This window comes from Mycolicibacterium sphagni, assembly GCF_002250655.1.
Lineage (GTDB): Bacteria > Actinomycetota > Actinomycetes > Mycobacteriales > Mycobacteriaceae > Mycobacterium > Mycobacterium sphagni.
Genome location: NZ_NOZR01000003.1, coordinates 143,587 through 167,545, shown reverse-complemented (window position 1 = coordinate 167,545; position 23,959 = coordinate 143,587). Strand labels below are relative to the sequence as shown.

27 protein-coding genes are annotated in these 23,959 nt (G+C 67.7%); 12 read left to right on the top strand and 15 right to left on the bottom strand.

Features of this window, described 5'->3' with window-relative positions:
- Window positions 1–88 precede the first annotated feature (88 nt).
- The 6 genes from CG716_RS04765 (at window position 89) to CG716_RS04735 (ending at window position 3,266) form a co-directional block, all read left to right on the top strand.
- On the top strand, window positions 89–562 hold the full coding sequence (locus CG716_RS04765) for a DUF4395 domain-containing protein (protein ID WP_094476979.1): 474 nt from the start codon (window positions 89–91) through the stop codon (window positions 560–562).
- 34 nt (window positions 563–596) lie between these two features.
- Window positions 597–1,430 carry a sulfurtransferase gene (locus CG716_RS04760; protein WP_094476977.1) on the top strand — a complete coding sequence of 278 codons (834 nt, stop codon included), beginning with the start codon at window positions 597–599 and terminating at the stop codon, window positions 1,428–1,430.
- A 2-nt stretch (window positions 1,431–1,432) separates the two neighbouring features.
- Window positions 1,433–1,735 carry a DUF1416 domain-containing protein gene (locus tag CG716_RS04755; RefSeq protein ID WP_094476975.1) on the top strand — a complete coding sequence of 101 codons (303 nt, stop codon included), beginning with the start codon at window positions 1,433–1,435 and terminating at the stop codon, window positions 1,733–1,735.
- Between the two features lie 205 nt (window positions 1,736–1,940).
- On the top strand, window positions 1,941–2,588 hold the full coding sequence (locus CG716_RS04745) for a heme-binding beta-barrel domain-containing protein (protein WP_094476971.1): 648 nt from the start codon (window positions 1,941–1,943) through the stop codon (window positions 2,586–2,588).
- The gene (locus CG716_RS04740) at window positions 2,588–2,902 is read left to right on the top strand and encodes a hypothetical protein (protein ID WP_094476969.1); all 315 of its coding nucleotides are present in this window, start codon (window positions 2,588–2,590) and stop codon (window positions 2,900–2,902) included. The genes CG716_RS04745 and CG716_RS04740 overlap by 1 nt, the downstream gene beginning before the upstream one ends.
- Before the next feature lie 73 nt (window positions 2,903–2,975).
- Window positions 2,976–3,266: a hypothetical protein gene (locus tag CG716_RS04735; protein ID WP_094476967.1), complete on the top strand. Its 291-nt coding sequence runs from the start codon at window positions 2,976–2,978 to the stop codon at window positions 3,264–3,266.
- Between the two features lie 249 nt (window positions 3,267–3,515).
- Here CG716_RS04735 and CG716_RS04730 read toward each other — a convergent pair whose 3' ends face one another.
- Entirely contained in the window at window positions 3,516–4,370 is an 855-nt protein-coding gene (locus tag CG716_RS04730; protein ID WP_094477355.1) for an aminodeoxychorismate lyase, read from the bottom strand.
- Between the two features lie 56 nt (window positions 4,371–4,426).
- Here CG716_RS04730 and ygfZ point away from each other — a divergent pair, with 56 nt between their 5' ends.
- Both ygfZ and CG716_RS04720 read left to right on the top strand, forming a co-directional pair.
- Window positions 4,427–5,515: a CAF17-like 4Fe-4S cluster assembly/insertion protein YgfZ gene (gene ygfZ, locus CG716_RS04725; protein ID WP_094476965.1), complete on the top strand. Its 1,089-nt coding sequence runs from the start codon at window positions 4,427–4,429 to the stop codon at window positions 5,513–5,515.
- Between the two features lie 137 nt (window positions 5,516–5,652).
- Window positions 5,653–5,838: a DUF3073 domain-containing protein gene (locus CG716_RS04720; protein WP_094476963.1), complete on the top strand. Its 186-nt coding sequence runs from the start codon at window positions 5,653–5,655 to the stop codon at window positions 5,836–5,838.
- Between the two features lie 38 nt (window positions 5,839–5,876).
- Here the strand turns inward: CG716_RS04720 and purM are convergent, their stop codons facing one another.
- Genes purM through CG716_RS04685 form a run of 7 tightly spaced genes read right to left on the bottom strand, consistent with a single transcriptional unit; the run spans window position 5,877 to window position 12,326 of the window.
- A complete protein-coding gene (gene purM, locus CG716_RS04715) occupies window positions 5,877–6,947 on the bottom strand; it encodes a phosphoribosylformylglycinamidine cyclo-ligase (protein WP_094476961.1) in 1,071 nt (356 codons plus the stop codon).
- Between the two features lie 46 nt (window positions 6,948–6,993).
- The gene (locus tag CG716_RS04710) at window positions 6,994–7,611 is read right to left on the bottom strand and encodes a DUF2461 domain-containing protein (RefSeq protein ID WP_094476959.1); all 618 of its coding nucleotides are present in this window, start codon (window positions 7,609–7,611) and stop codon (window positions 6,994–6,996) included.
- Between the two features lie 19 nt (window positions 7,612–7,630).
- Window positions 7,631–8,206 (bottom strand): YbhB/YbcL family Raf kinase inhibitor-like protein, encoded by a 576-nt coding sequence (locus CG716_RS04705; RefSeq protein WP_094476957.1) that lies wholly within the window; start codon window positions 8,204–8,206, stop codon window positions 7,631–7,633.
- Window positions 8,203–8,769 (bottom strand): LeuD/DmdB family oxidoreductase small subunit, encoded by a 567-nt coding sequence (locus CG716_RS04700; protein ID WP_094476955.1) that lies wholly within the window; start codon window positions 8,767–8,769, stop codon window positions 8,203–8,205. The genes CG716_RS04705 and CG716_RS04700 overlap by 4 nt, the downstream gene beginning before the upstream one ends.
- The gene (locus CG716_RS04695; protein ID WP_094476953.1) at window positions 8,766–10,016 is read right to left on the bottom strand and encodes a 3-isopropylmalate dehydratase large subunit; all 1,251 of its coding nucleotides are present in this window, start codon (window positions 10,014–10,016) and stop codon (window positions 8,766–8,768) included. Before CG716_RS04695 ends, CG716_RS04700 begins: the two co-directional genes overlap by 4 nt.
- Window position 10,017: 1 nt before the next feature.
- Window positions 10,018–10,902 (bottom strand): isocitrate lyase/phosphoenolpyruvate mutase family protein, encoded by an 885-nt coding sequence (locus CG716_RS04690; protein ID WP_207760584.1) that lies wholly within the window; start codon window positions 10,900–10,902, stop codon window positions 10,018–10,020.
- Window positions 10,899–12,326, bottom strand: a complete 1,428-nt coding sequence (locus CG716_RS04685) for an MmgE/PrpD family protein (RefSeq protein WP_234817713.1) — start codon at window positions 12,324–12,326, stop codon at window positions 10,899–10,901. The genes CG716_RS04690 and CG716_RS04685 overlap by 4 nt, the downstream gene beginning before the upstream one ends.
- Before the next feature lie 70 nt (window positions 12,327–12,396).
- Between CG716_RS04685 and CG716_RS04680 the strand changes: the two genes are divergently transcribed.
- The 3 genes from CG716_RS04680 to CG716_RS04670 are packed head-to-tail and all read left to right on the top strand — an operon-like array spanning window position 12,397 to window position 15,030.
- Complete coding sequence (locus CG716_RS04680; protein WP_094476947.1) at window positions 12,397–13,167, top strand: IclR family transcriptional regulator; 771 nt, start codon at window positions 12,397–12,399, stop codon at window positions 13,165–13,167.
- A gap of 52 nt (window positions 13,168–13,219) precedes the next feature.
- Entirely contained in the window at window positions 13,220–13,654 is a 435-nt protein-coding gene (locus tag CG716_RS04675; RefSeq protein ID WP_094476945.1) for a cupin domain-containing protein, read from the top strand.
- Window positions 13,655–13,707: 53 nt separating this feature from the next.
- The gene (locus CG716_RS04670; RefSeq protein WP_094476943.1) at window positions 13,708–15,030 is read left to right on the top strand and encodes a DUF2867 domain-containing protein; all 1,323 of its coding nucleotides are present in this window, start codon (window positions 13,708–13,710) and stop codon (window positions 15,028–15,030) included.
- On the opposite strand, the gene purF is transcribed toward CG716_RS04670, so the two are convergent.
- Both purF and CG716_RS04660 read right to left on the bottom strand, forming a co-directional pair.
- Window positions 15,017–16,546: an amidophosphoribosyltransferase gene (gene purF, locus CG716_RS04665; RefSeq protein WP_410430858.1), complete on the bottom strand. Its 1,530-nt coding sequence runs from the start codon at window positions 16,544–16,546 to the stop codon at window positions 15,017–15,019. The two genes, CG716_RS04670 and purF, sit on opposite strands and share 14 nt — an antisense overlap.
- Window positions 16,547–16,640: 94 nt before the next feature.
- The gene (locus tag CG716_RS04660; protein WP_094476940.1) at window positions 16,641–17,033 is read right to left on the bottom strand and encodes a sterol carrier family protein; all 393 of its coding nucleotides are present in this window, start codon (window positions 17,031–17,033) and stop codon (window positions 16,641–16,643) included.
- Window positions 17,034–17,166: 133 nt separating this feature from the next.
- Between CG716_RS04660 and CG716_RS04655 the strand changes: the two genes are divergently transcribed.
- A complete protein-coding gene (locus tag CG716_RS04655; RefSeq protein ID WP_094476939.1) occupies window positions 17,167–17,589 on the top strand; it encodes a PPOX class F420-dependent oxidoreductase in 423 nt (140 codons plus the stop codon).
- A gap of 8 nt (window positions 17,590–17,597) precedes the next feature.
- On the opposite strand, the gene CG716_RS04650 is transcribed toward CG716_RS04655, so the two are convergent.
- The 5 genes from CG716_RS04650 to CG716_RS04630 all read right to left on the bottom strand — a co-directional run bounded on the left by CG716_RS04650 (window position 17,598) and on the right by CG716_RS04630 (window position 23,929).
- The gene (locus tag CG716_RS04650; RefSeq protein ID WP_094476937.1) at window positions 17,598–18,326 is read right to left on the bottom strand and encodes a sulfite exporter TauE/SafE family protein; all 729 of its coding nucleotides are present in this window, start codon (window positions 18,324–18,326) and stop codon (window positions 17,598–17,600) included.
- Between the two features lie 135 nt (window positions 18,327–18,461).
- On the bottom strand, window positions 18,462–19,028 hold the full coding sequence (locus CG716_RS04645; RefSeq protein WP_234817712.1) for an Rv0804 family intramembrane glutamic endopeptidase: 567 nt from the start codon (window positions 19,026–19,028) through the stop codon (window positions 18,462–18,464).
- A gap of 19 nt (window positions 19,029–19,047) precedes the next feature.
- The gene (purL, locus tag CG716_RS04640) at window positions 19,048–21,357 is read right to left on the bottom strand and encodes a phosphoribosylformylglycinamidine synthase subunit PurL (protein ID WP_094476933.1); all 2,310 of its coding nucleotides are present in this window, start codon (window positions 21,355–21,357) and stop codon (window positions 19,048–19,050) included.
- A gap of 10 nt (window positions 21,358–21,367) precedes the next feature.
- Window positions 21,368–22,597, bottom strand: a complete 1,230-nt coding sequence (locus tag CG716_RS04635) for a cation:proton antiporter (protein ID WP_094476931.1) — start codon at window positions 22,595–22,597, stop codon at window positions 21,368–21,370.
- Between the two features lie 9 nt (window positions 22,598–22,606).
- Window positions 22,607–23,929 (bottom strand): cytochrome P450, encoded by a 1,323-nt coding sequence (locus CG716_RS04630; RefSeq protein ID WP_094476929.1) that lies wholly within the window; start codon window positions 23,927–23,929, stop codon window positions 22,607–22,609.
- Window positions 23,930–23,959: the final 30 nt, after the last annotated feature.

The following is a 23,959-nucleotide window of genomic DNA, read 5'->3' as shown; positions in this document are numbered from 1 at the left end:
TAGCCGCGCCACCATTTCGCGCCGCCACTCTGGAACGGCCGTACTCGGCTCGTCTCCGTCCAGCCCGATGAGCAACAGGAGTAGATACATGTCGACCAGCAATAACAACACCAACACCTCCGCCCAGGTGGACGTCCGCGGCCCGCGCTTCGCAGCCTGGGTCACCACGGCCGTCCTGATCGTGGTGCTCGCCGTCTCGGGATTCAGCACAGTGGCCGCAGCAGTGGTGCTCGCCCTGCAGGCGGTCGTGTTCGCGATCGGCGCCGCGCGCGGGCCTCGTCAGCACCCCTACGGGCTGATCTTCGCCAACGTGATCGCACCGCGCCTGCGACCCGTCTCCGAGCGTGAACCCGTGCCACCGCTGAAGTTCGCCCAATTGGTGGGCTTCGTGTTCGCCGTCGTCGGCGTCGCCGGATTCGCGTTCGGCGTATCGCTGCTCGGCGTCATCGCCACCGCCTTCGCGTTGTTCGCGGCCTTCCTCAACGCGGCCTTCGGCATCTGCCTCGGCTGCCAGCTCTACCCACTCGTCGCCCGGCTGCGCCCCACTGCGGCCAGCACCTGAGTCTTCAAGACAAGCAATCGAAAGGAACCACTTCATGGCACGCTCCGACGTCCTGGTCTCCACTGACTGGGCCGAGAGCAATCTCGACGCGCCGAACACCGTTTTTGTCGAGGTCGACGAGGACACCAGCGCCTACGAAGACGGTCACATCGCCGGCGCGGTACGGCTGGACTGGAAGACCGAGCTGCAGGATCCGGTCAAGCGTGACTTCGTCGACCAGCAGCAGTTCTCGAAGCTGTTGTCGGACAAGGGAATCAGCAACGACGACACCGTCATCCTCTACGGCGGCAACAACAACTGGTTCGCCGCGTACGCATACTGGTACTTCAAGCTGTACGGCCACGAGAATGTGAAGCTCCTCGACGGTGGACGCAAGAAGTGGGAGCTCGACGGCCGCCCGCTGGTGACCGAGGTGCCCGCCCGTCCCTCCACTTCGTACAGTGCCGCGGCGCCCGACAACAGCATTCGCGCGTTCCGCGACGAGGTGATCGCCGCTATCGGCGCCAAGAACCTGGTGGACGTCCGCTCCCCCGACGAGTTCTCCGGCAAGATCCTCGCGCCCGCGCACCTGCCGCAGGAGCAGAGCCAGCGTGCCGGCCACATCCCCACCGCCATCAGCGTGCCGTGGAGCAAGGCCGCCAACGAGGACGGCACCTTCAAGTCCGACGAGGCTCTCGCCACGCTCTACGCGGAAGCCGGCCTGGACGGCGAGAAGGAAACCATCGCCTACTGCCGCATCGGTGAGCGCTCATCGCACACCTGGTTCGTGCTGCAGGAACTGTTGGGGCACAAGAACGTCAAGAACTACGACGGCAGTTGGACCGAATACGGCTCCCTGGTGGGGGCCCCGATCGAGTTGGGAAGTTGATCATGTGCTCTGCACCTAAACAAGGACAGACCTTGCCTGCCGGTGTCGACCTGGAGAAGGAGACCGTGATCACCGGGCGCGTCGTTGACGACTCAGGCCAGACGGTGGCGGGCGCGTTCGTCCGCCTGCTGGACTCCAGCGACGAATTCACCGCGGAGGTAGTTGCCTCGGCGACCGGCGATTTCCGGTTCTTCGCCGCGCCGGGCACCTGGACCGTTCGCGCGCTGTCGAAGGTCGGCAACGGCGATGCCACCGTGGCGCCGGCCGGTGCGGGCATCCACGAGGTCGACATCAAGGTTGCGTGATGACAAAGCCGGCGAGGCACGCGCCGGTGAGGAGTCGCGCCACTGATGCTGCGTAGTCTCCGAGGGGCTCGGGCGGCCGGCCCGCCCGAGCCGCGGATAGACTGACGATCGTGGTTCTTTTCTACGAGATCCTGCTGGTCGCGACAGTCGTGCTGATTACCTGGTTCGCGTTGTACACGCTCTACCGACTGATCACCGACGAGTCGTGAGTTCCGAAGACATCTCCGGGAGCGCTGATCGCGCCGTGGCCGCGGCAGCCGAACGGGCCAGAGAGACGGCCGGGCGCAACATCCCGGTTTTCGATGACCTGCCGCTGCCCGCTGACACCGCCAATTTGCGCCTGGGCGCCAATCTGCACGACGCATTGCTGGCCTTGCTGCCGCTCGTCGGGGTCTGGCGCGGCGAGGGCGAAGGCCGCGGATCGGACGGCGATTACCGCTTCGGACAGCAGATCATCGTCTCGCACGACGGCGGGGACTACCTGAACTGGGACGCCCGGTCCTGGCGCCTCGACGAGAGCGGCGACTACCACGCCCCGGGGCTGCGGGAGACCGGATTCTGGCGGTTCGTCGACGACCCGGCCGACCCGGGTGAGTCGCAGGCCATCGAACTGCTGCTGGCTCACTCCGCAGGCTATGTCGAGTTGTTCTACGGTCAGCCGCTCACCCAGTCCTCGTGGGAACTGGTGACGGATGCCCTGGCGCGCAGCAAGTCCGGTGTTCTCGTCGGGGGCGCCAAGCGGCTCTACGGAATCGTCGAGGGCGGTGATTTGGCCTACGTCGAGGAGCGTGTCGACGCTGACGGCGGCTTGGTGCCACATCTGTCCGCGCGGCTGACCCGACACGTCGGCTGATGCGCCGCAGTCTCCTCGGGGTCGCCGCGGCGGCCCTCGCAGTACTCGTCGGCTGCGCACCAACGCCTAATCCCTCGCAGCCGACGGTGATCAGTCCCGCGCCCAGCACCAGCGGCGTCGCCACCAGCAGCAGCGCCGCCCCCACGAGCGCGGCCCCCGCCCAGCACGGATCGCTGGCGGAATGCCTGCACGAGCACGGTGTGCCCGACTCGGCCGGTGCCGTCGTACTGGGCCCGCCGGCCGGCGTCGACCCCGGAGTGTGGGATCAGGCGCGAAAGGCTTGCTCTGCACTGGAGCCCGGCCCGGCGAGCTAGGTATCCGTGGCCTGAGAGTTGTTGTGGCCAAGCGTTTTTGAGCCGTCGCCCCCGGCGCCCGTACTATCGGGTGATGCGGGCGATTCTGATCGCAGCCGCGGCTGTTGCCATCATGACCGCCCCTAGCGCGGCGGCCGATCCGCCATGGCCGGTGGCCGGTGCCGAATCAGCAGCCGACACCATCCGCGACCTGCAGAGTCAGGGGTACAACGTCGGTATCAACTGGGTCTTCGGTTACTCCCGCACCTCGCTCGACAGGTGCTCTGTCACCGCCATTCACAATCCGGACGGCGCGCCCAGCGGACTCGACGAACCGGCGACGGTCTACATCGACGTGTCCTGTCCCGACCATGACAACTGGTGAGAGGGTCTCCAGAAATGGGGCGGCCCCCGAGCCGTATCCCTGGTCGGACAAGACCAAGAGCTCGGGGGCCGGGTAGCTGCCTGGAACTCGCCAGCGCGCTCAGGGCGAAGGTGATTTCCGGCACCTGGTGCTGCTAGCGGGCAGCCACCTCACATGTCCTAGAAGCTATCAATTTTCCGGACCACCTCCTTCCCTGTGTACGGCCGACCGTACCCGCGTCATGCGGGGTGTGCCAACAGGTTTTCGCGATCAGCGATCGCTGACGATCGCGGCGTCGACCAACGCTGCGACCTCGGCAGCCAGCCGGGTCGGTGGCAGCGGGCGGCCGTCGAGGGTATGCACCCGCGCCGCCAACGTCATGCTGGATACCAGCCAAACACCCTGGGCGGCAAGCAGGTCCGCAGGCTTCAACGCCCGGTAATCACAGTCGTAGCCCTTGTCGCGGGCGACATCGAACAGCGCTTGCTGGGTGGTTCCGCGCAATATCGGGTACCAGGGCGGCGGGGTGAGAAAGCAGGTCCCCCCGGTGCCGTCGTCGGTGGCGACCACCACCGTCGAGCGCGGCCCTTCGAGGAGGTAGCCGTCGGAGCTGACGAAGATGACGTCACCGGCGCCTTTGTCGGCGGCATGTCGCAGCGCCGCCATGTTCACCGCATACGACAACGTCTTGGCGCCGGCCACCAGCCACGGCATGGCGGCCACCCCGCCGGCGGGCAGCCCACGATCGAGCAGCACCGCGGCGATGCCGTCGCGCCGGGTGGCCGCGACCCGGTCCGGGACAGGATTGACCGTGAGGTAGGCGGTCGGGGTCGACCCGCTCTCCCGCCCGCGGCTGTAAACGAGACGGAGGGCTCCCTCATCGGTCGACCACTGCCCGACCGCGACGCCGATGGCCCGCCGCCACGCCGTCAGGTCCGGTTCGGGCAGGTCCATCATCCTGGCCGACTGGCAGAGCCGGTACAGGTGCGCCTCCACCAGGCAGGCGCGGCCGTCGCGAACCAGCAGGGTCTCGAACACGCCGTCCCCGCGCACCGCGGCGAGGTCGTCGGCGAACAGCAGCGGCTGGCCTGGATCACGCACCTCGCCGTCGAGCGTGACGAGCACCGATCGGCGGCTGGACATGAGGCATGAGCGTACTGGCAGCGCCGTAGAGTTGATGTGTGTCAGCTGTCCCCGCCCCCGATAACTCCCCCGACGCCGGCGCAACCTGGCACTACGGCGACCCATTCGGCGAACAGCGCGCCGCCGAGCACGACGCCGTGGTGGTGGACCGCTCGAACCGCGCGGTCATCACGCTGACCGGAGCCGACCGGCGCAGCTGGCTGCACTCGATTTCGAGCCAGCATGTCAGCGATCAGCCTGACGGCACGTCCACCGAGAACCTCAGCCTCGACGGGCAGGGCCGTGTCGAAGACCACTGGGTGCAGACCGAGCTGGGTGGCGTCACCTACCTCGACACCGAAGGCTGGCGCGGCGAACCCCTGCTCGCCTACCTGCGCAAGATGGTGTTCTGGGCCGACGTCGCCCCCGAAGCCGCCGATCTCGCCGTGCTCTCGCTGCTCGGCCCGCGCCTTGCCGACCCCGCCGTGCTGGCCGCCCTGGGCGTGCCTGAACTGCCCGCCGAGTCGACGGCCCTCCCGATTGGAACCGGCTTCGTCCGGCGCATCCCCACGGAGCCCGGCCGCATCGAACTCGATCTCGTCGTTCGCCGTGCCGACGTCACCGACTGGCTGGCCCGGCTGGAAGCCGCGGGCGTGCGCCGGGCCGGGGTGTGGGCGTACGAAGCGAACCGGGTCGCCGCTCAGCGGCCGCGGCTCGGCGTGGACACCGACGAACGCACCATCCCCCACGAGGCGGGCTGGATCGGCGGCCCCGGGCAAGGAGCTGTGCATCTCGACAAAGGGTGCTACCGGGGCCAGGAAACCGTGGCGCGGGTCCACAACTTGGGAAAGCCGCCCCGCATGCTGGTTTTGGTCCATCTGGACGGTTCCGGTGAGCGCCCGGCTACCGGTGACCCGCTGCTGGCCGGTGGGCGTGTCGTCGGGCGCCTCGGCACGGTCGTCGATCACGTCGACCTCGGCCCGATCGCGCTGGCTCTGGTGAAGCGCGGCATTCCGGCCGATACCGCGCTGACCACGGGCGGCGAGCACCCGGGGCCCGCCGGAATCGACCCCGAGTCACTCCCACCGACCGACGCGGTGGGCGCCGGGCGCCTGGCAGTGGAGCGCCTGCGCCGCGGCGCGGTGTGACGTTCACCAACGGCCGAACGGGCCTGCCAGCACATCGGTGCGGGGCACGGTAAGGTGTTGGCAGGACAATAACCAACACACAGATCGGAGCCGCCTGCATCCCGGGCCGCTCCGTTATTGCGCGAGGGGGTTCCCCCATGGGCCGCGGCCGGGCTAAGGCAAAGCAGACCAAGGTTGCTCGGGAGCTGAAATACAGCTCCCCGTCGATCGACGTCGATCGGCTCCGCAAGGAGTTGGCCGGCTCGGGCGGGAGCGAACCCGAAAAGTCAGAGAACGGGTTGGTCGACGACTCGTGGGCCGACGAGGACGACTGGCGGCCCTGAGCCGCCTAGACCCCGGTTGAACCGACGGTTCGGATTTCCTAGAACCGCGGGTGTTGTCCGACGAGCTTGGCTCGTGGGCCGTCCTTCCCCTTGGTGACGGTGCCCAGCGTCCAGCAGTGCAGATGACGTGCAGTCAGGATCGCCAGCGCGCGGTCGGTGTCCTCCGGCGCGACGACGGCGACCATCCCAACACCCATGTTGAACGTCTTCTCCATCTCGGCGCGGTCGATGCGTCCCCGCTGCTGGATCAGCCCGAATACCGGTGCGGGAGTCCACGTTCCGCGATCGAGTTCGGCAACCAGGCCGTGCGGGACAACCCGTTCGAGGTTGCCGGCCAGACCACCACCGGTGACGTGGCAGAAGGTGCGGACTTGCGTTTCGGCGGCCAGGGCCAGGCAGTCCTTGGCGTAGATGCGGGTGGGTTCGAGCAGTTCCTCGCCGAGAGTGCGGCCGAACTCCTCGACATGACCGGCGAGATCCATCCGGTCGATGTCGAGCAGGACCTTGCGGGCCAGCGAGTAACCGTTGGAGTGCAGACCCGATGACCCCATCGCGATGATCACGTCGCCGGGGCGCACCCGCTCGGGCCCCAGCACGTCGTCGGCCTCGACGACACCCACGCCGGTGGCGGAGATGTCGTAGTGGTCGGGTTCCATCAGCCCCGGATGTTCTGCGGTCTCCCCGCCCAGCAATGCACAACCGGCAGCCACACAGCCTTCGGCGATACCCGCCACGATCGCGGCGACCCGCTCCGGGACGGTGCGTCCGACGGCGATGTAGTCCTGCAGGAACAGCGGCTCGGCGCCGCAGACCACGAGGTCGTCGACCACCATCGCGACCAGGTCCAGCCCGACCGTGTCGTGCTTGTCCATCGCCTGCGCGATGGCCAGCTTGGTGCCGACCCCGTCGGTCGAGGCCGCCAGCAGCGGCTCCCGGTAGCCCCCGCGCAGCGCGAACAGCCCGGCGAAGCCGCCAAGTCCGCCACGCACCTCGGGCCTGGTGGCCCGCTTCGCCAGCGGCTTGAACAGCTCGACCGCGCGGTCACCGGCCTCGATATCCACCCCGGCCGATGCGTAGGAGATGTGGTTGTCTTCCTCGCGATCCGTCATCGCGCATAAGGCTACCGGTCGCCGACCGTCGCCGAAACGGGCCGGGTCACCCGACGTTGCGCGCCAGCCATTGGCGCAGCGGCTCGCCCGCCCGCAGCGTGGTGACCACCCGATCCTTGGCCTTCGCCGTGCCCAGCCAGGCACCGACCGGGAAGGTCTTCATCATCGCGATGCCCTTGTGGCGCAGCAGTTCGATACGCGGGTGGTCCTTCGGATATCCCCTCGGCGCCGCTTTGAGCACCTCGTGGGCCATCGTCTCGTAGCCGCCCTCATGCAGCGCCGCGACGATCCGGGCGAGCTCGGCCCCGGATTTCTTGTCGTCGACGGCCGCTCGGTACCGGGCCAGCGCGGCGGGTTCGGGCATGTAGAGGCCGCCGCCGACGGATAGCCCGTCGGCGGAGAAGGACACGTAGCCCGAGCCGATCATCGCCGCGCAGTTGGTCTTGTACGGCACCTTGTCGGCACTGAACCGCACGTCGCGGTAGGGCCGGAACAGCTTGCCCGCGCCGAACTCGTCGGCCAGTTCGGCCAGCAACTCCTCCATCGGTGCGCGCACCTGACGGTCGTAGACCGCCCGATGCTCAGTCCAGTACACCTTGGAGTTGTCGGCCTCCAAGCCCTCATAGAACTCGACGGCCTCGATCGGCCAACCGCGAAACGCCATGGCGCCATTGTGGGCGACGTCAGTTCTCGAGGCTGCCCAACGAGCGGGGTGGCCTCTGGTAGGTCCCGGTGAGCACACCGCGGGCGATGGCACTGGTCCGTATCGCACGAAGAAGGGCCCCAACGGTCCGCACGTCGTCGGGCACCGCAGCGTTCAGTGCGATCAGGTGAAACCGGTAGTGGTGCGTGCCGTGCCCGGGGATGGGACGCGGTCCGAGGTATCCCCGCCCCAGAAGCGTTCTCAAGAAGCGGATGTCCGGGGCGCCGGCGGCGAGCGCACCTTCATCGAGATGGTCGATCCCTGGAGCGAGAACCGCGGCGGTGTGCGTGAGCGGGCGTGGCAGCGGAACGTCGTCGTCCTCGATGATGAACGCCAAGGCGGCGGTGTCCTTCGGGACGCCACGCCAGGACAACGCGGGAGACACGTTGGCGCCGACACCCCGACCCGCGTGCGCGATCGGCATCGCATCGCCGTCGGCGAACGCCGGGCTGCTCAGTTCGATGGTGAACGGCGATGGCAGCGTGGTCAATCGGCTGCGTCGGGCGCCGGCTCGGACGGGCCGCAGTATCTGCCCGACGTGGTCGACGAGATTCACGCGCCACTGCCCTGGCCGGCCGCGGCAACTGTCGGCGAGCGGAGCTGATCAGCGAGTTCGGCAGGCAGATAACCCTGTTCGGCAAGGCGAGGCAGCACCCCGCCGCTGGCCAGGATGTCCAGGACGAGGTCGGGCAGCACCGGCACAGCGCCGGATACACCGGTGGAGTCGTTTCGCCACGTTCCGGCACGCAGGTCGAAGGTGCCGTTGTCACCGTCGGAGAATGCCGCGGTGATGCCGGGAACCGTCATGGCCGGCAGCCCCGCGTTGACGGCGTTGCGGAAGAACAGCGAGTTGAACTCGTCGGCCACCAGTGCGGCGACCCCGAGGTGATTGAAGAGCGCAGCGACGGGGCGCGACGAACCCAAGCCGAAGTTCTTGCCTGCGATGACGATATCGCCGGTGCGGACTTCACCAGTCCATCCCGGACGCACGTTGTAGAGGACCATGGTGGCCGCTTCGGGAAGCTCGCGCTTCATCGCTTCGGCCGGGTACATGTCGTCGGTGTTGAGGTTGTCCCCGAAGACCCAGACGCGTCCGGTGACACTGAGTTCGATGCTCATCGGGCGACGACCTCCCTGGCGTCGATGATGTGTCCGGCTACCGCGGAGGCAGCGACCGTAGCGGGTGAGGCCATGAAGATCTCGGCCTCGGTAGAGCCCATGCGGCCGGTGAAGTTGCGGGTGCTCGAGGTCAAGCACACCTCGCCGGGGCCGACGACACCCATGTGGTACCCGAAGCACGCCCCGCAGGTGGAGTTGGTCACCACAGCGCCGGCATCAGCGAGGTCCTGCAGGTAGCCCAACCGCAGGGCGTCGCGGTACACCTGCTGACTGGCCGGAGTGATGATCAGCCGGACGCCGGGTGCGACCTGCCTGCCGCGCAGGATCTCTGCGGCGATGCGAAGGTCGTCCAGCTGGCCGTTGGCGCAGGATCCGATAAAAGCTTGGTCGATCTTGCGGGGTTCGACCTGGCTCACCGGAAGTCCGTTGCGGGACACCGTCCCGGGGCGGGCGACATACGGCACCAGCACCGACAGATCAACGGGGCGGACGGCGAGGTAGGCGGCATCCGGGTCGGCGTAGCTGGGTTCGTAGCCGCTGATCCCGAGCGTCTCGAAGTGTTCGGCGAGGACGTCGTCGAAGGCGAAGGTGGAGAAGTCGGCCGAAACCTCGGCTCCCTGAGTGGCGATCGTCCGCCGATCGCTGAGCGGAACTGACGCGAGTCCGGGGCCGCCGTATTCCAGATTGGTGTTGGCGGCATCGCCGTACTCGTTCGCGATGTACAAGAACACGTCCTTGCCGCTGACACCTGCCGGCAGCGCCCCCGTCAACTCGTACCGGATGGTCGGCGCAGCGTGGAACCAGGTGACCCCGGTGCACAGGATCGAGTAGACCTCGGCCGGTCCGAGTCCACGTGCCGCGGTGTTGTAAGCGCCGCCGGCACAGGTGTGGCTGTCGGTGCAGGCCAAGATCTCGCCGGGCCGGGCGAGCCCGTTCTCGGCGATGACCTGATGACAGATGCCGTGACGGCCGACATCGTAGAAGCGCTCGATGCCGAACTCGGATGCGAAGCGACGGGCTTTCGGACCACCGGCGGCGTCTTTGATGGTGGGCGCCGGGACCGCGTGGTCCATGACGATCGCGACTTTGGCGGCGTCGTTGATCCGCAGCGGCTGCATCCACATGGTGGCGAACTGCAGATCGATCAGGACAGTCATGTCGACCTCGACGGTGACGGTGTCGCCGGCGTACACGTCGGAGCGGCCGGCCTTGCGGGCCAGAATCCGCTCGATCATCGTCATGCCCATCTCAGGACTCACTTTCGGTGCCGGGCTGGTATTTCTGGCCGAGCGCGAACCATTCGGCCATGCCGACCAGGTTGAAGAACTCCTCCGGTTTGGTCGGCAAGAACTCGTCGACGGCGACGCCGCGCAACTCGCAGAGCGCGGTGAGCACACCCAAGGTCGCCCGCCCCAGCACCGCTGACGGGTGGATGGCGACCGCGAAACCGAGTTCTTGCATCCGCTGCTCGGACTGCTCGGGAGTCAGGCCGCCGATGACGAGGTTCAGCAACAGCGGCGCGTCCACCTCGGCGGCGATCCGTTCGATCTCGTCGGCGCTCTGCGGGGCTTCCACGAAGAGAAGATCAGCACCCGCAGCCGCGTAGCGGTTGGCGCGCCGGATCGCCTCATCCAGCCCGAGCGGGCCGCGGGCGTCTGTCCGGGCGATCAGCAGCATCCCGTCGTCGGTGCGCGCGTCCACAACAGCGTCGATGGTGCGGACGAAGTCGTCGGTGCTGACCAATTCCTTATCGGGCAGGTGACCACACCGCTTCGGAAAAGCCTGGTCCTCCAGCTGAATTGCGGACACCCCCGCTTCCTCGTACTCACCGACGGTGCGAATGACGTTGATAGGCGCGCCGTAGCCGGTGTCGGCGTCGGCCAGTAGCGGCACGTCGCCGAGCGCGCGCACCACCATCCGGGCACGCTCGACCATTTCGGTCTGGGTGACCAGCCCGATGTCGGGCAACCCGAATCCCGCGGCGGCGACACCGGCGCCGGTGAGATACGCCGCCGCATGGCCGGTGCGTCTGGCCAGCTGGCCGGAGAGTCCGTCGTACACCCCAGGGGCGACGATCAACCGCTTCTCGTCGAGCAATTCACGAAGGCGTGCACGGGCTTTCGTCGTCATCAGTCCAGCGCCCTTCCGACGGCGCCGGCCAGGAGATCGACAAGCGGTGCTATATCGCCGGCATCGGGCAGGCTCAGGACCTCGTCGTGGATTTCGGATGCCCGGTGCGCGGGCATCACCCGGCTGACCAGACGGTGGAATTTGGCGACCACTTCGTCGTTGGTCACGGGATCGAGCGGATTGCCATGCGGCGCAATCACCGACGTCGACTCGGTGCTGCCGTCGCTGAACTTCAGTGTCGCGTGCGTCTGGAAACGCTCGGTGATCGGCAGCTCGTCGATCGTCCGGTCGAGCTCGACATGGGTGCGCTGCAGGAGGTTCCACACGTCGTCGGCGTCGAGACGGTCGGCACTGAACTGCTCGGGCAGCGCCGTCCCGTCGAGCAGGGTGACCGCGGCCGCGTAGCCGATGTTCATCTGCGCACCGATGGCGGTCAGCGGCCGTTCGGGTGTCCACCAGCCGTGGTGGTAGACAACGTCTCCGACCCGGATGTCGATTCGGTCGATCGTGCGACTTCCGATGCGCTGTCGCAACATTCGGGCGGCTTCGACCACGCCGTGCAATCCGCCCATCACCGCCCAGGACTTCACCATGATGACGGTGGTCTCCCAGTTCTGCCCCAGCCCGCGAGTGATCGCCTCCGCATCGGGGTGGTGGCCTTCGCCGTAGACGGCCAGGAATCCGCCGTAGGGACGCTCCAGAACCTGGTCGATGCCGGTGTAACCGGCGTGGGCGAGTGCGGCCGAATAGAAACCGTTGCGCGCCGCGAAGCCGTGCTGCATTCGCTTGCCCATCGCCTCGTATTGCGCCGACATCAGTCCCGCCGATTGCGTCGCGGCGAATCCGACGGCGTCCTCGAGTTCGGCACCGGTCAGGCCGCGTAGGATGCCGCACGCAAGGGCCGCAGCGATGCCCCCGAATATCGGCCCGGAATGCCAACCGCGAGAAAGCATCTCGGTTCCGCCGAGCGCGTATCCAATCCGCGGGCCCGTCTCGAATCCCGCAATCACCGCCAGCAGCAGTTCACGCCCGCACACCGGACGGTCCATCTGGGCGGTGGTGGCCAGGAGTGCGGGCAGCAGCACCGACGCGGAATGAAGCGGTGCGAGCGGATGAAAGTCGTCGAGCTCGAAGCCCTGAATGAAGGTGCTGTTCAGCAGCGCCGCTCCAGCAGGTGTCGTGGTCAGGCCGGTGCCGATGACCGCAGCGGTGCCACGGCCCTCGATGGCCACTACGGCTTCGGTGGCCACCCTCGACCACGGCAGCTGGGCGCCGACCAGTGCGCACCCGAGGCCGTCGAGAAGCACGTGCAGGGCGCGCTGGCGCACCGGATCAGGAATCTCGTCCCACGTCAGCCCCAGAGCCCAGTCGACCAGAAGGCCGGTCGCGCCATCGGGTGCACTCGGGCCGGTTGGCGGAATGTTCATGCGGCCCATTGCACTCAATACGTCGACGGCTCGCCAGATTACTTGCCTAATACGCAAGTAACATCGACCTATGGCTACCACGGCGCTGCGCGGGCTGCAGCTACTGGAGGCCCTGGCCGGCATGCGCCAACCAGCCGCGCTACACGACATCGCCGAGCGCACCGGACTTTCGGACTCCTACGCGTTCCGCATCTTGCGGTCGCTCGAGCACGATGGTTACCTGCACCATCTCGGGCGATCCGGGTACCGGTTGGCCGGCCGGGCGATCGCCCTCGCGACACTCATCGGCCCGCGGCCGGCGATGTTGCGTCTGATGCATCCGGTGGTGGCCAAGTTAGCGTCGATCAGCGGCGAAGCGGCTGTCGTGCACCTGCGCGCCGGCGACACGCGCGTGCTTGTCCTTGGCGTCCCGGCGCCGTCAGGTCCCGTGGTCGACCCCGCGGGCGTTCTCGGCGAGCGGTCGCCACTGGCGGTCGGAGCCAGCGGACGGGTAATCCTCGCCTACCTGCCGCCGAGTGAGCTGGCCGGTATCGACCTTCACGGGGTCACGACCGAACGCCTTGCCGAGATCCGCGAACGCGGCTACGAAATGTCGTGCGGGGAGAATCATCCCGGCATCAACGGCATCTCGGTTCCGCTACTCGCCGAGGCCGACGACCCCGGCGGTCCGCCTGTGGCACTCGGCTCGATCACCGTTGCCGGACCTTCGAGCCACCTCTCCTGCGATGTTCTGACCCGCTTGGCGGGGCCGCTACTCGGTGCGTCCCGCGACCTCAGCCCGCGCCTCGGCGCACTACTGGGGCCCAACCCCGGCGCCACCGTCGAGGGCCTCGACCTGTAGAAGACCTATAGAACGTGCCGGGCTGAGTCTTCCCTGTGAGACCCTGGCGACCATGAAGCCCGTGCAGTTCTTATCGTTGGCAGTGCCTGTCGCCCTCGGACTTGCGATCGCAGCGCCCGGTTCGGCGTCGGCCACCCCCGCCGACGGCGTCAACGGCATCGTCATGTCGCAGGCGACGCTCAACGGCAAGGACTACATCAGCCGCGAGATCACCATCGCTCCGGGCGGAACCACCGGGTGGCACTACCACCCAGGGCAGGTCTTCGGCGTGATCCGCGCAGGCACACTGACCCACTACGACGGGGACTGCTCGGTAGACGGCGTCTACAGCGCCGGCGACGCCATCACCGAACGCAGCGGGACGGGTTATGTGCACGAGGGCCGCAATGAAGGCTCCACCCCGTTGGTGATGTGGGTGCTCTACATCGATCCGGCCGGCAGCCCGCTGGCCGTGGACATGCCCAACCCTGGTTGCCCTTTCCAATAAGAGGTAATCCCTAGGACCGTCGGCACCGAAATCGCCGGCGAACGGAGGACCACATGTCGGCGCAACAAACTCGGTGCCTGGTGACCGGCGCTACCGGATACGTCGGCAGCCGTCTCATTCCGCGCCTGCTGGACGACGGTTTCGCCGTGCGCGCGCTGGCGCGCACGCCCGACAAACTGGCGACCGTGCCGTGGCGCGACAGAGTGCAGGTCGCCCGCGGCGATCTGGTCGACGCCGACTCCCTGACCGATGCTTTCACCGGCGTCGACGTCGTCTACTACCTGGTGCACTCGATGGGCACATCCGAGGATTTCGCCGCCGAGGAGCGTCGCGCCGCACAGAACGTCGTCACCGCCGCCCGCCGTGCCAACGTCCGGCGCATCGTCTACCTCAGCGGACTGCACCCCGAAAGCACGGAGTTGTCAACACACCTCGCGTCCCGCACCGCGGTGGGCGAAATCCTCATCGGGTCGGGCATCGAAACCGTCGTGCTGCAGGCCGGTGTCGTGGTGGGCTCGGGATCAGCGTCGTTCGAGATGATCCGTCATCTCACCGACCGGCTCCCGGTGATGACCACGCCGAGGTGGGTGCGCAACAAGATCCAGCCGATCGCGATCGCCGACGCCGTCTACTACTTGTCCGCCGCCGCGACCGCGGCGGTACCGATATCACGTGCCTGGGACATCGGCGGCCCGGATGTCCTGGAATACGGCGACATGATGCGGATCTACGCCGAGGTCGCCGGGCTGTCTCGCCGGCGCATACTCGTCCTGCCGGTACTGACCCCGCGGATCGCCGCGCTGTGGGTAGGGCTGGTGACGCCGATTCCATCCGGGCTGGCCCGACCGCTGGTCGAGTCGCTGCACTGTGACGCCATCATGAACAACCATGACATCGACACCGTCGTCGATCCGCCGCCCGACGGACTAACCCCGTACCGGCGGGCGGTCTCGGCGGCCCTGGCTCGCGCGGGCTGCACGCCCACCTGGGATACCGGAATCGCGTCGCAGCTGCCCAGCGATCCGGACTGGGCAGGCCCGATCGTCTACACCGACACCCGCTACCAGCACACCCCGGCGACTCCGGAGCGGCTCTGGGAAGTGGTGCGGGACAACGTCCCTCGGCGTTGGCGTGTGGAAGATCGTGAGCCTGGCACCGCCCTGCGCCTTCGTGCTCAAGGCCGGCACGCGGGTGAACGGTGGCTCGAGATGCGAGTCACTTCCGCGCCGGGCGGCAGCTGCGTCGAGCAGCGAGACATCGTCTACCCGCGTGGGTTGCTGGGCCGGATGTATTGGTACGTGGGACGACCGCTGCGCGCGATGTCGTCGGCCGCGCGGGTGCGACGTATCGCCAGCGCGGCGGTCAGGGCCGGCTGAGCGCCGAGACGTTGGCGTTGTCGGCCTGCACCGGCTGTATCGGAAGGCCGGTGCGGGCGGCACTGGCCAGCATGTGTTCGACGACGTTCTTGCCTAGCGCCGCCTCGCCGGGCAACTCGATCGGGTAGTTGCCGTCGAAGCAGGCGCAGCACAACCGGGTTGGCGGCTGTTCGGTCGCGGCGATCATGCCCTGCTGGGAGATGTAGCTCAGGGTGTCGGCTCCGATCGCATGCCGCACCGCCTCCAGCATCTCCTCCTCGTTGTCGACGGCATTGGCGATGAGTTCGGCGGGGGTGGCGAAGTCGATGCCGTAGAAGCACGGCCATTTCACCGGCGGCGAGGCGATGCGTACGTGTAGCTCGACGGCGCCGGCTTCACGTAGCATCCGGATCAGGGCGCGCTGGGTATTGCCGCGCACGATCGAGTCGTCGACGACGATGAGCCGCTTGCCGCGGATCACCTCTTTGAGCGGATTGAGCTTGAGCCGGATACCGAGCTGGCGGATGGTCTGCGACGGCTGGATGAATGTGCGCCCGACATAGGCGTTCTTCATCAAGCCCTGGCCGAACGGGATGCCAGATTCCTGGGCGTACCCAACCGCGGCGGGGGTGCCGGATTCCGGCACGCCGATGACCAGGTCCGCCTCGACGGGCCTCTCTCGGGCCAGCCGGCGGCCGATGTCGACACGGGTGGCGTGCACCGAGCGGCCGACCAGCGTGCTGTCCGGGCGGGCGAGGTAGACGTACTCGAAGATGCAGCCCTTGGGAGTCGGGTTGGCGAAGCGCGTGGAACGGACGCCGTCGGCGTCGATGGCCAGCAACTCGCCGGGTTCGATGTCGCGGACGAAGGACGCGCCGACAATGTCGAGCGCGGCGGTCTCCGAGGCCACCACCCAGCCGCGGTCCAGCCGGCCCAGCGACAGCGGGCGCACCCCGAACGGGTCGCGCGCGGCGTAGAGCGTGGTCTCGTCCATGAAGGTCAGGCAGAACGCGCCGCGCACGCTGGGCAGCAGCTCGAGGGCGGCCTGCTCGATGCTGGAGTCCGCGGCACCGTGCGCCAGCAGGGCACCGAGAATGTCAGAATCGGTGGTCGCCGCGCCCGGCGCGTTCGGGTTGATCAACCCGGCGTCCCGCGCCCGCGCGGCCAAGTCGGTGGTGTTGACCAGATTTCCGTTGTGGCCCAATGCGATTCCGGTGCCCGCCGCGGTGTTACGGAATACCGGCTGGGCATTTTCCCAGGTGGTGGAGCCGGTCGTCGAGTACCGGCAATGGCCGATGGCGACGTGGCCCTCCATTGCGGCCAGTGTCTGCTCGTCGAAGACCTGGCTGACCAAGCCCAGATCCTTGAACACCAACACTTGCGATCCGTCGCCGACGGCGATACCTGCCGCCTCCTGACCCCTGTGTTGCAGCGCATAGAGGCCGTAATAAGTGAGTTTGGCAACATCTTCACCCGGAGCCCAGACTCCAAAGACGCCGCATTCTTCCGCAGGTGGGTTTTCGACTTCTTCGGTCACGATATGGGCTGCTCCCTGGCGGGGGTTCGGTGACGTAACTCAGTTTACGGGCATCGGCGGGAATCGCGGAATTGAACGCCGAGTGTCGGTGCGTTTACGGCCCGATTGTCACCAGCGGAAGCCAGGATCCCACCTCGCCGGCCCGCGACCCCGACAACCGCAGCACCCCCCGGCCGGCCGCCTCCTCGACGTCGAGCAGGCCGGTGGCCAACCGCAGCCAGGTCCGCGGATCGGTCTCGACGACGTTGGGTGGCGTGCCGCGGGTGTGTCGGGGACCCGAGATGCATTGAACCGCAACAAAAGGTGGGACGCGGACCTCCACGCTGGCGCCCGGTGCCACTGCCGCCAGAGTGCGGGCGGTCAGCCGCACTGCTGTCGCGATCGCGGCGCGATCGGGGGCGGTGGCACTGTCGTCGGTCAGCCAGGGCGCCACGGCTTGCACAGCAGCCACAGTGGCCTCAGGATCGGCGTCGCGGCGGGCGGGCATGGACTCGAGTATCTCCCGTCGAGTCGACGATGCCGCCAAGGGACGATGCCGCCAAGGGACGAGGCGGCGGAGGAGCGAGACAATCGGCCTGCGACCTTGACGTCAACCAAACTTGAGGTCCTAGCGTGGGTTGATGTCCTTCAAACCGCTAGAAATCGATTACCTGAAGTCGGCGGATCTGGGCCGGCTCGCGACCATCGCGCCCGACGGCACCTTGCAGAACAGCCCCGTCGGCTTCACCTACAACGAGGCGCTGGGCACCATCGACGTCGTGGGCTACCGGATGTCGAAGAGCCGCAAGTTCCGCAATCTCGCCACAAACAACACGGTCGCCTTCGTCGTCGACGACATCGCGTCGCGCAGCCCGTGGCGGGTGCGCTGCCTGGAGATCCGCGGCACCGCCGAGCAAGCCGAAGCTCAGACCGACGACGGTATCGATGCCGCGATAATCCGGATCACCCCGAAACGGATCATCAGTTTCGGCATCGGCGACACCGACACCGAGCCGCACGACCTGGTGCCGGACAGTCGCGACGTGCCGACGACGAGCAACTAGAGCCCGGCTCAGCCGGCGACGAGGGCGACGAACATTCCGCCGGCGGCGGCCACCAGGACGAGGTCGATGAGCAGCGCGTAGGTGCGCGCGCGGAGCCGCTGCACGACGCTACGGGTCAAGAACGGGCCGACCATCAATGCCGCACCGATGGCCAGCCCGCGAACAACGAGATCCGTTGTCAGAGAACCCGCTTGACCGAAAGTGGCAAGCTTGGCCGCGTAGAGTCCCAGCGCACTGGCCGCCTCGGAACCGAGAAATGCGCCGCCGCTGAGCCCGTATCCGGTGAAGATCGGCACGCTCAACGGCCCGGTCGACAACACCACACCCGTCAAGAAGCCGACCACAGCACCGGCGAGCGCGAGTTGCCACAACCGCACCCGCCACGACCGCGCCATCATCACCCGGCGGATCGGGATCATCACCAGGAAGAACACACCCAGGAATCCGTCGACGATCATCGGGGAGATCGTCAGCAGTGTGTGCGCGCCCAGCGCGGCGGCCGGAGCACCTGATGCGGTGTAGGTGAGCACCGGTCGCCACCTGATTCGTGACCACCAGGCGGCGACCCGTCCGACGTTGGCCATCACCGCGGCTATCCCCATCATCGGTACCGCAGCCCGTGGCCCGTACAACAGGACCAGCACCGGCAGCAGCACCAGCGACGATCCGGTGCCGACCAGACCGCCGAGTGCACCGGCGCCGAGCGCGAGAACGAAAACACAGACGAGAGCCGACATCGCAGGACCTTCTCGCCGACGTGGGGCACGCCGACGGAGATCCTCCAGGCTTTTATCCGTTCAGATGACCGCACTCCGTCCAGGACTACGGTGGCGCCGCTCGGACCAGACGCACGCGTGCCGGAACCCTAGGCGCTATCTCCTCCACCGTACCGTCCGCCGCTGCACGAGCAGGGCGGCCACCGCACCGGCTTCGTTGATCGCCAGGTGAGCCAGCACCGGAGCCAGCACGCTGCCGGAGCGCTCGGCCAGCCAGCCGAATGCCCACCCCGCCAGACCGGTCACCAGCACGGTGCCCACGACCGGCTCGCCGGTCTTCCTGGCATCGGGGATGTGCCAGAGCCCGAAGGCGGCGGCCTGCAGTAACCGTCCGCGGCTTTGCCCGACCGCCCGCGTGGCGAGGGTCTGGAGCATCCCGCGGAAGAGCGTCTCCTCCGTCCACACAGTGCCAAGCGGAATGTCCAGCGCCAGCCAGCGTCGCGTGCCCGCGGGTAGGTCGCGATCGTGCATCGCGGCGCGCACCCGCGGCAGCGCAGTGGTCGCTGCGACGCCCGCGCTCACCGCTCCCGCCACGGCCCCGCCGTACCTGAGCCCGGACCACAACTGCGGCGGACGCAGCCCCAGCGGCGCACGCACCGCCAGAGCCAGCCCGGTGCCGGCTGCCGCTCCTACTGCAGGATTGCCAAATTGCTTGTCGATCAATGGAATTCGACCGCACTGGTCATCCGAAGAGCCCGGGCAACACTTTCTCGGAGGTGGTGCGCAGCTCTTCCAGCGTCACCGTGAACAGGCCCTGGACCTCAAGGGCGTCCGAGCCGGGGTCCGACACCCCGATGCGGGTGGCCGGCAGTCCGCGAGCTTCGCACATCGATACGAACCGGCTCTCCTCGGTGCGCGGAACCGCGACCAGGGCACGGCCAGCGGATTCGGAGAACAGCAGAACAAAGGCATCCACCGCTGACTCATATTCACTGGGAAGCACGATGCGGCAACCGGTTTCGCCGGCCAGCGCCGCCTCGACCAGCGTCTGGATGAGGCCGCCTTCGCTCAGGTCGTGCGCGGCCGAGGCGAGACCGTCGCGGGATGCCGCCGCCAGCACTTCGGACAGCAGCTTCTCGCGGGCCAGGTCCACCTTCGGTGGCACACCCCCGAGGTGGTCTGCGGTGACCTGCGCCCAGATCGAACCGTCGAACTCGTCGCGGGTGTCACCGAGCAGGAACAGCGTCTCGCCCGGCTCATTGCCCAGCCCGGTGGGCAGCCGCCGGCTCACGTCGTCGATGACGCCGAGCACCCCCACCACCGGGGTGGGCAAGATCGCCGTCGCCCCGGTCTGGTTGTAGAAGCTCACGTTACCGCCGGTGACCGGGATGCCAAGGGTCGCACAGCCATCGGCCAGTCCGCGAACGGCCTGAGAGAACTGCCACATCACACCGGGGTCCTCGGGCGAGCCGAAGTTCAGGCAGTTGGTCACCGCGATCGGTGTCGCGCCGGTGACGGCGACATTGCGGTATGCCTCGGCCAGGGCCAACTGAGCGCCGGTGTACGGATCGAGCTGGGTGTAACGGCCCGAGGCGTCCGTGGACACCGCGATCCCCCGCCCGGTGGCTTCGTCGATGCGCAGCACACCACCATCGGCGTGCTCGGCGAGCACCGTGTTGCCACGCACGTAGCGGTCGTACTGCTCGGTGATGAACGCCCGGCTGCACAGGTGCGGACTGCCAACCAGCGCAAGCACGGTCGCTCGCAGCTCGTCGCCGGTCGACGGGCGCGGCAGTGCGGCCGAGGTGTCGGCGATCAGCGCATCCTGCCAGTCGGGACGGGCGACCGGCCGCTGGTAGACCGGACCTTCGTGGGCCACGGTTCGGGGCGGCACGTCCACGACAGTCTCGCCGTGCCAGGTGATCTGGAGCCGGTCGCCGTCGGTGACCTCACCGATCACGGTGGCGAGCACCTCCCACTTGCGGCAGACCGCCATGAACGCATCCACGTTCTCCGGGGCCACCACCGCGCACATGCGTTCCTGCGACTCGCTGGACAGGATCTCGGCCGGGGTCATGTTGGCCGCCCGCTGCGGCACCTTCTCCAGCTGGATCGCCATACCGCCGTCACCAGCCGAAGCCAATTCGGAAGTAGCGCAGGACAATCCGGCACCGCCGAGGTCCTGGATCCCGATCACCAGACCGGCGGCGTACAGCTCGAGACAGCACTCGATGAGCACTTTCTCCATGAACGGATCGCCGACCTGCACGCTGGGCAGTTTCTTGCGGCCGGGGCCGGATCCCTCGTCGCCGCCGAAGGTGTCGCTGGCCAGCACCGACACCCCGCCGATACCGTCCAGCCCGGTGCGCGCTCCGAACAGGATGATCTTGTTGCCGGTGCCGGAGGCGAACGCCAGGTGCAGATCTTCCTTGCGCAGCACGCCCACGCACAGTGCGTTGACCAACGGGTTGCCGGCATAGGACGCGTCGAAGACGGTCTCTCCGCCGATGTTGGGCAGGCCCAGGGAGTTGCCGTAGCCGCCGATACCGCGGACCACGCCGTCGAGCACCCGGCGGGTGTCGGGGGCGTCGGCCGCACCGAACCGCAGCTGGTCCATCACGGCCACCGGCCGCGCGCCCATCGCCATGATGTCGCGGACGATGCCGCCCACCCCAGTGGCCGCGCCCTGGTAGGGCTCGACGTACGACGGGTGGTTGTGCGATTCCACCTTGAAGGTCACCGCCCAGCCGTCGCCGATGTCGACCACGCCGGCGTTCTCGCCGATGCCGGCCAGCATCGACTTGCGCATCTCGTCGGTGGTGGTCTCGCCGAAGTACCGAAGGTGCACCTTGGATGACTTGTAGGAGCAGTGTTCGCTCCACATCACCGAGTACATCGCGAGTTCGGCGTCGGTGGGCCTGCGGCCGAGGATGTCCCGGATCCGCTGATATTCGTCGTCTTTGAGGCCGAGTTCGCGGTACGGCTGCGGGTGCTCGGGGGTGGTCGTCGCATGGTCGACGCTGTCGACAGCTCCAGTGAGCCCAGATGTCACGCAGAACAGTCTAGTGGCGCAGCGCCGCGCTGCCCCGCCGTCGCACAGTGGAACGCGCAAAGACGTGCGCGACGTAGGACGCGCTGAGGCCGTGTACCAGCACGCTGCTCAGCACCACCAGCACCATGATCAACAACGCCGTCTTCTCGACGTCGCCCTCGAGCACGTTGAATGCCAGCAGACCGAACACGATCGAGGTGGTCCCCCGTGGCCCCAGCCAGCCGACGAGCAGCCGCTCCCGCCAGTCCAGCCGCGATCCGAGCAGCCCGAGCAGCACCGGAATCAGCCGGACGACGCCAACGGCCAGCACGGTGTAGCCGACCATGCCCCAGGTGATGCCGCCCGACATCAGCGCGATGACGCCGATGCCGGCCACCACGAACCACATGAAGGCGGTCAGCAGCACGGCGACGTCGTCGATGAGTTCCAGCTCCCTGCGGTTGCCCTGCGCCCGGCGCACGTAGTTGAGTGCCATCCCGCAGAGGAACGCCGATACGAACCCGTTGCCGCCGAGACCGACGCTCAGCGAGTAGGACAGCAGCGGGGCGGCAACGAAGATGATCCGTTTGGATTGGTCGGTCATCAGGTTGCGCCGTTCGGCGGTGTTGGCCAGCTTGCCGAGTACCCATCCGACGACAGGGCCGACGACGAGGGCGATACCGACCTCGGGGACCGCCTCGGCGAACGCGTCCATCGGCGGTTCGGCGTCTTCGGGCCCCGAGGCCAGCGCCAGCGCGAAGACCAGTACCGGAGCGATGATGCCGTCTTTGTATCCCGCCTCGACGTTGAGCAGGTCGCGCACTCGCTCGGGAATCCGTGCGTCGCGCAGTATTCGGGATGCGGGCGCGAAGTCGGTCGGCACCACGATGCAGGCGAGAACCAGGGCCACCGGCCAGGTGACACCCGGCAACAGCCAGTACCCCAGCACGAACGCCAGTCCGATGCTCAGCGGAAGCGCGATGCTCAGCAGCCGCAGCGCCGAGCGGGGATCCCGGCCCAACAGACCGCCGCGCACATCGGTGGCGTCGACGAAGACCAGCACAGCCAGGATCAGCTCAGCGAGATGCTGGGCGACCTGGGTATTGAGCGTGTCGGCGACGGCGTTATAGGTGCCGTATTCGATGCCCGCCCCGACGACGACCAGCAGGATCGGCGCGGTGATCCGGCCCCGTTGCATCGGGCGGGCGAGCAAAGACCAGATCGCCAGGACCACCGAGAGCGCGATCAGGGACTGCACCACAGGTACGCATCATCCCTCACCGAAGTGGTGTGCGCGCGTCCGGGCCGTGGTGCGCAACAGCGCACCTTTGCCCGGCGCGATCGCCACCCCGCGGGACATCTGCGATTCGTCGCGCGCTCTCGACGGCCTGATCGTGTAGTCGCGCAGCAGGGTTCGCAGCACCACCCGCATCTCCATGTTCGCGAACGCGGCACCGATGCAGCGCCGGATGCCACCGCCGTAGGGAATCCATTCCCCCGGGTCGGGCGACCGGGACAGGAAGCGCTCGGGATCGAACCGGCCGGCGTCGGGGAAAACCGTCTCGTCGGTATGCACCAACCCGATGCTGGCCACGATGCTCTGCCCCTGGGGCAGCGTCCAGGGGCCGAGTGTCAGCTCCTGCGCCGTGACCTGCCGGAACGTCACGTCGATGACGGGGCGGGTGCGCTGGACCTCCAGGATCGTGGCGGACAGGAATTGTTCGGATCCGTCGTCGAGATCGGCGACGAGGCGGCCCAGCAGCGCCGGATGCCGCTGCAGCCGCTCCACGGCCCAGGCCAGCGTGGTGGCAGTCGTCTCGTGGCCGGCGGTGAGCAAAGTGATCAGCTCGTCGGCGATCTCGCCGCGGGTCATGGCCGAACCGTCCTCATAGCGGCTCAGTAGCATCAGGGCCAGCACGTCATCACGGGTCTCGAGATCAGGATCAGCCAGCGCCTTCTCGATCAGGCGGTCGACGATCCGGTCGTATTCGCGGCGGTACTGACCGAACCGGCCCCACGGGCTCAGGTGCCCCCAATCCCATTGCGGCACAGGGATGAGTGCGAGTTTCGACCCGAGTTGGATGGCCGGGGGGAGTATTTCCCGCAGGCGGGTGAACTCCTCGCCGTCCGCCCCGAACACCGCCCGCAGAATGACGTTCAGGGTAATCCGCATCATCGCGGGTAGAGCCGCGAAAGTGTGCTCCTGGGGCCAGGATTCGAATTCCGCGATGGCTTCACGTTCGACGATCGCCTCGTAGGCGGCCAACCGCCGGCCGTTGAACGGGGGTGTCAGCAGTTTGCGGTGCGCTCGATGACGCTGCCCCGACAGCGCGAACATCGAGTCGGGTCCCAAGACGCGGCCGAGATTCGCGTCGGTGGTGTCGGCGACGTCGGCGCCGGCGGTGAACAGCTCCCGGATCTGGCCGGGATCGCTGAGTACGACGATGCGGCCGAAGATCGGCAGGTTCAGCGTGAACGCGGAGCCATAGTGGCGCCGCACCATTCTCAGTGCAGCCCGGCGGTCGGCTACGGCCAACGCGGCCTGAACGGCCCGAGGGATCGGCGGACCTGGCGGCAACGTGGTTGTCGGCACCGGGCGGATGATAGGCGGCCGCGGCGTTTG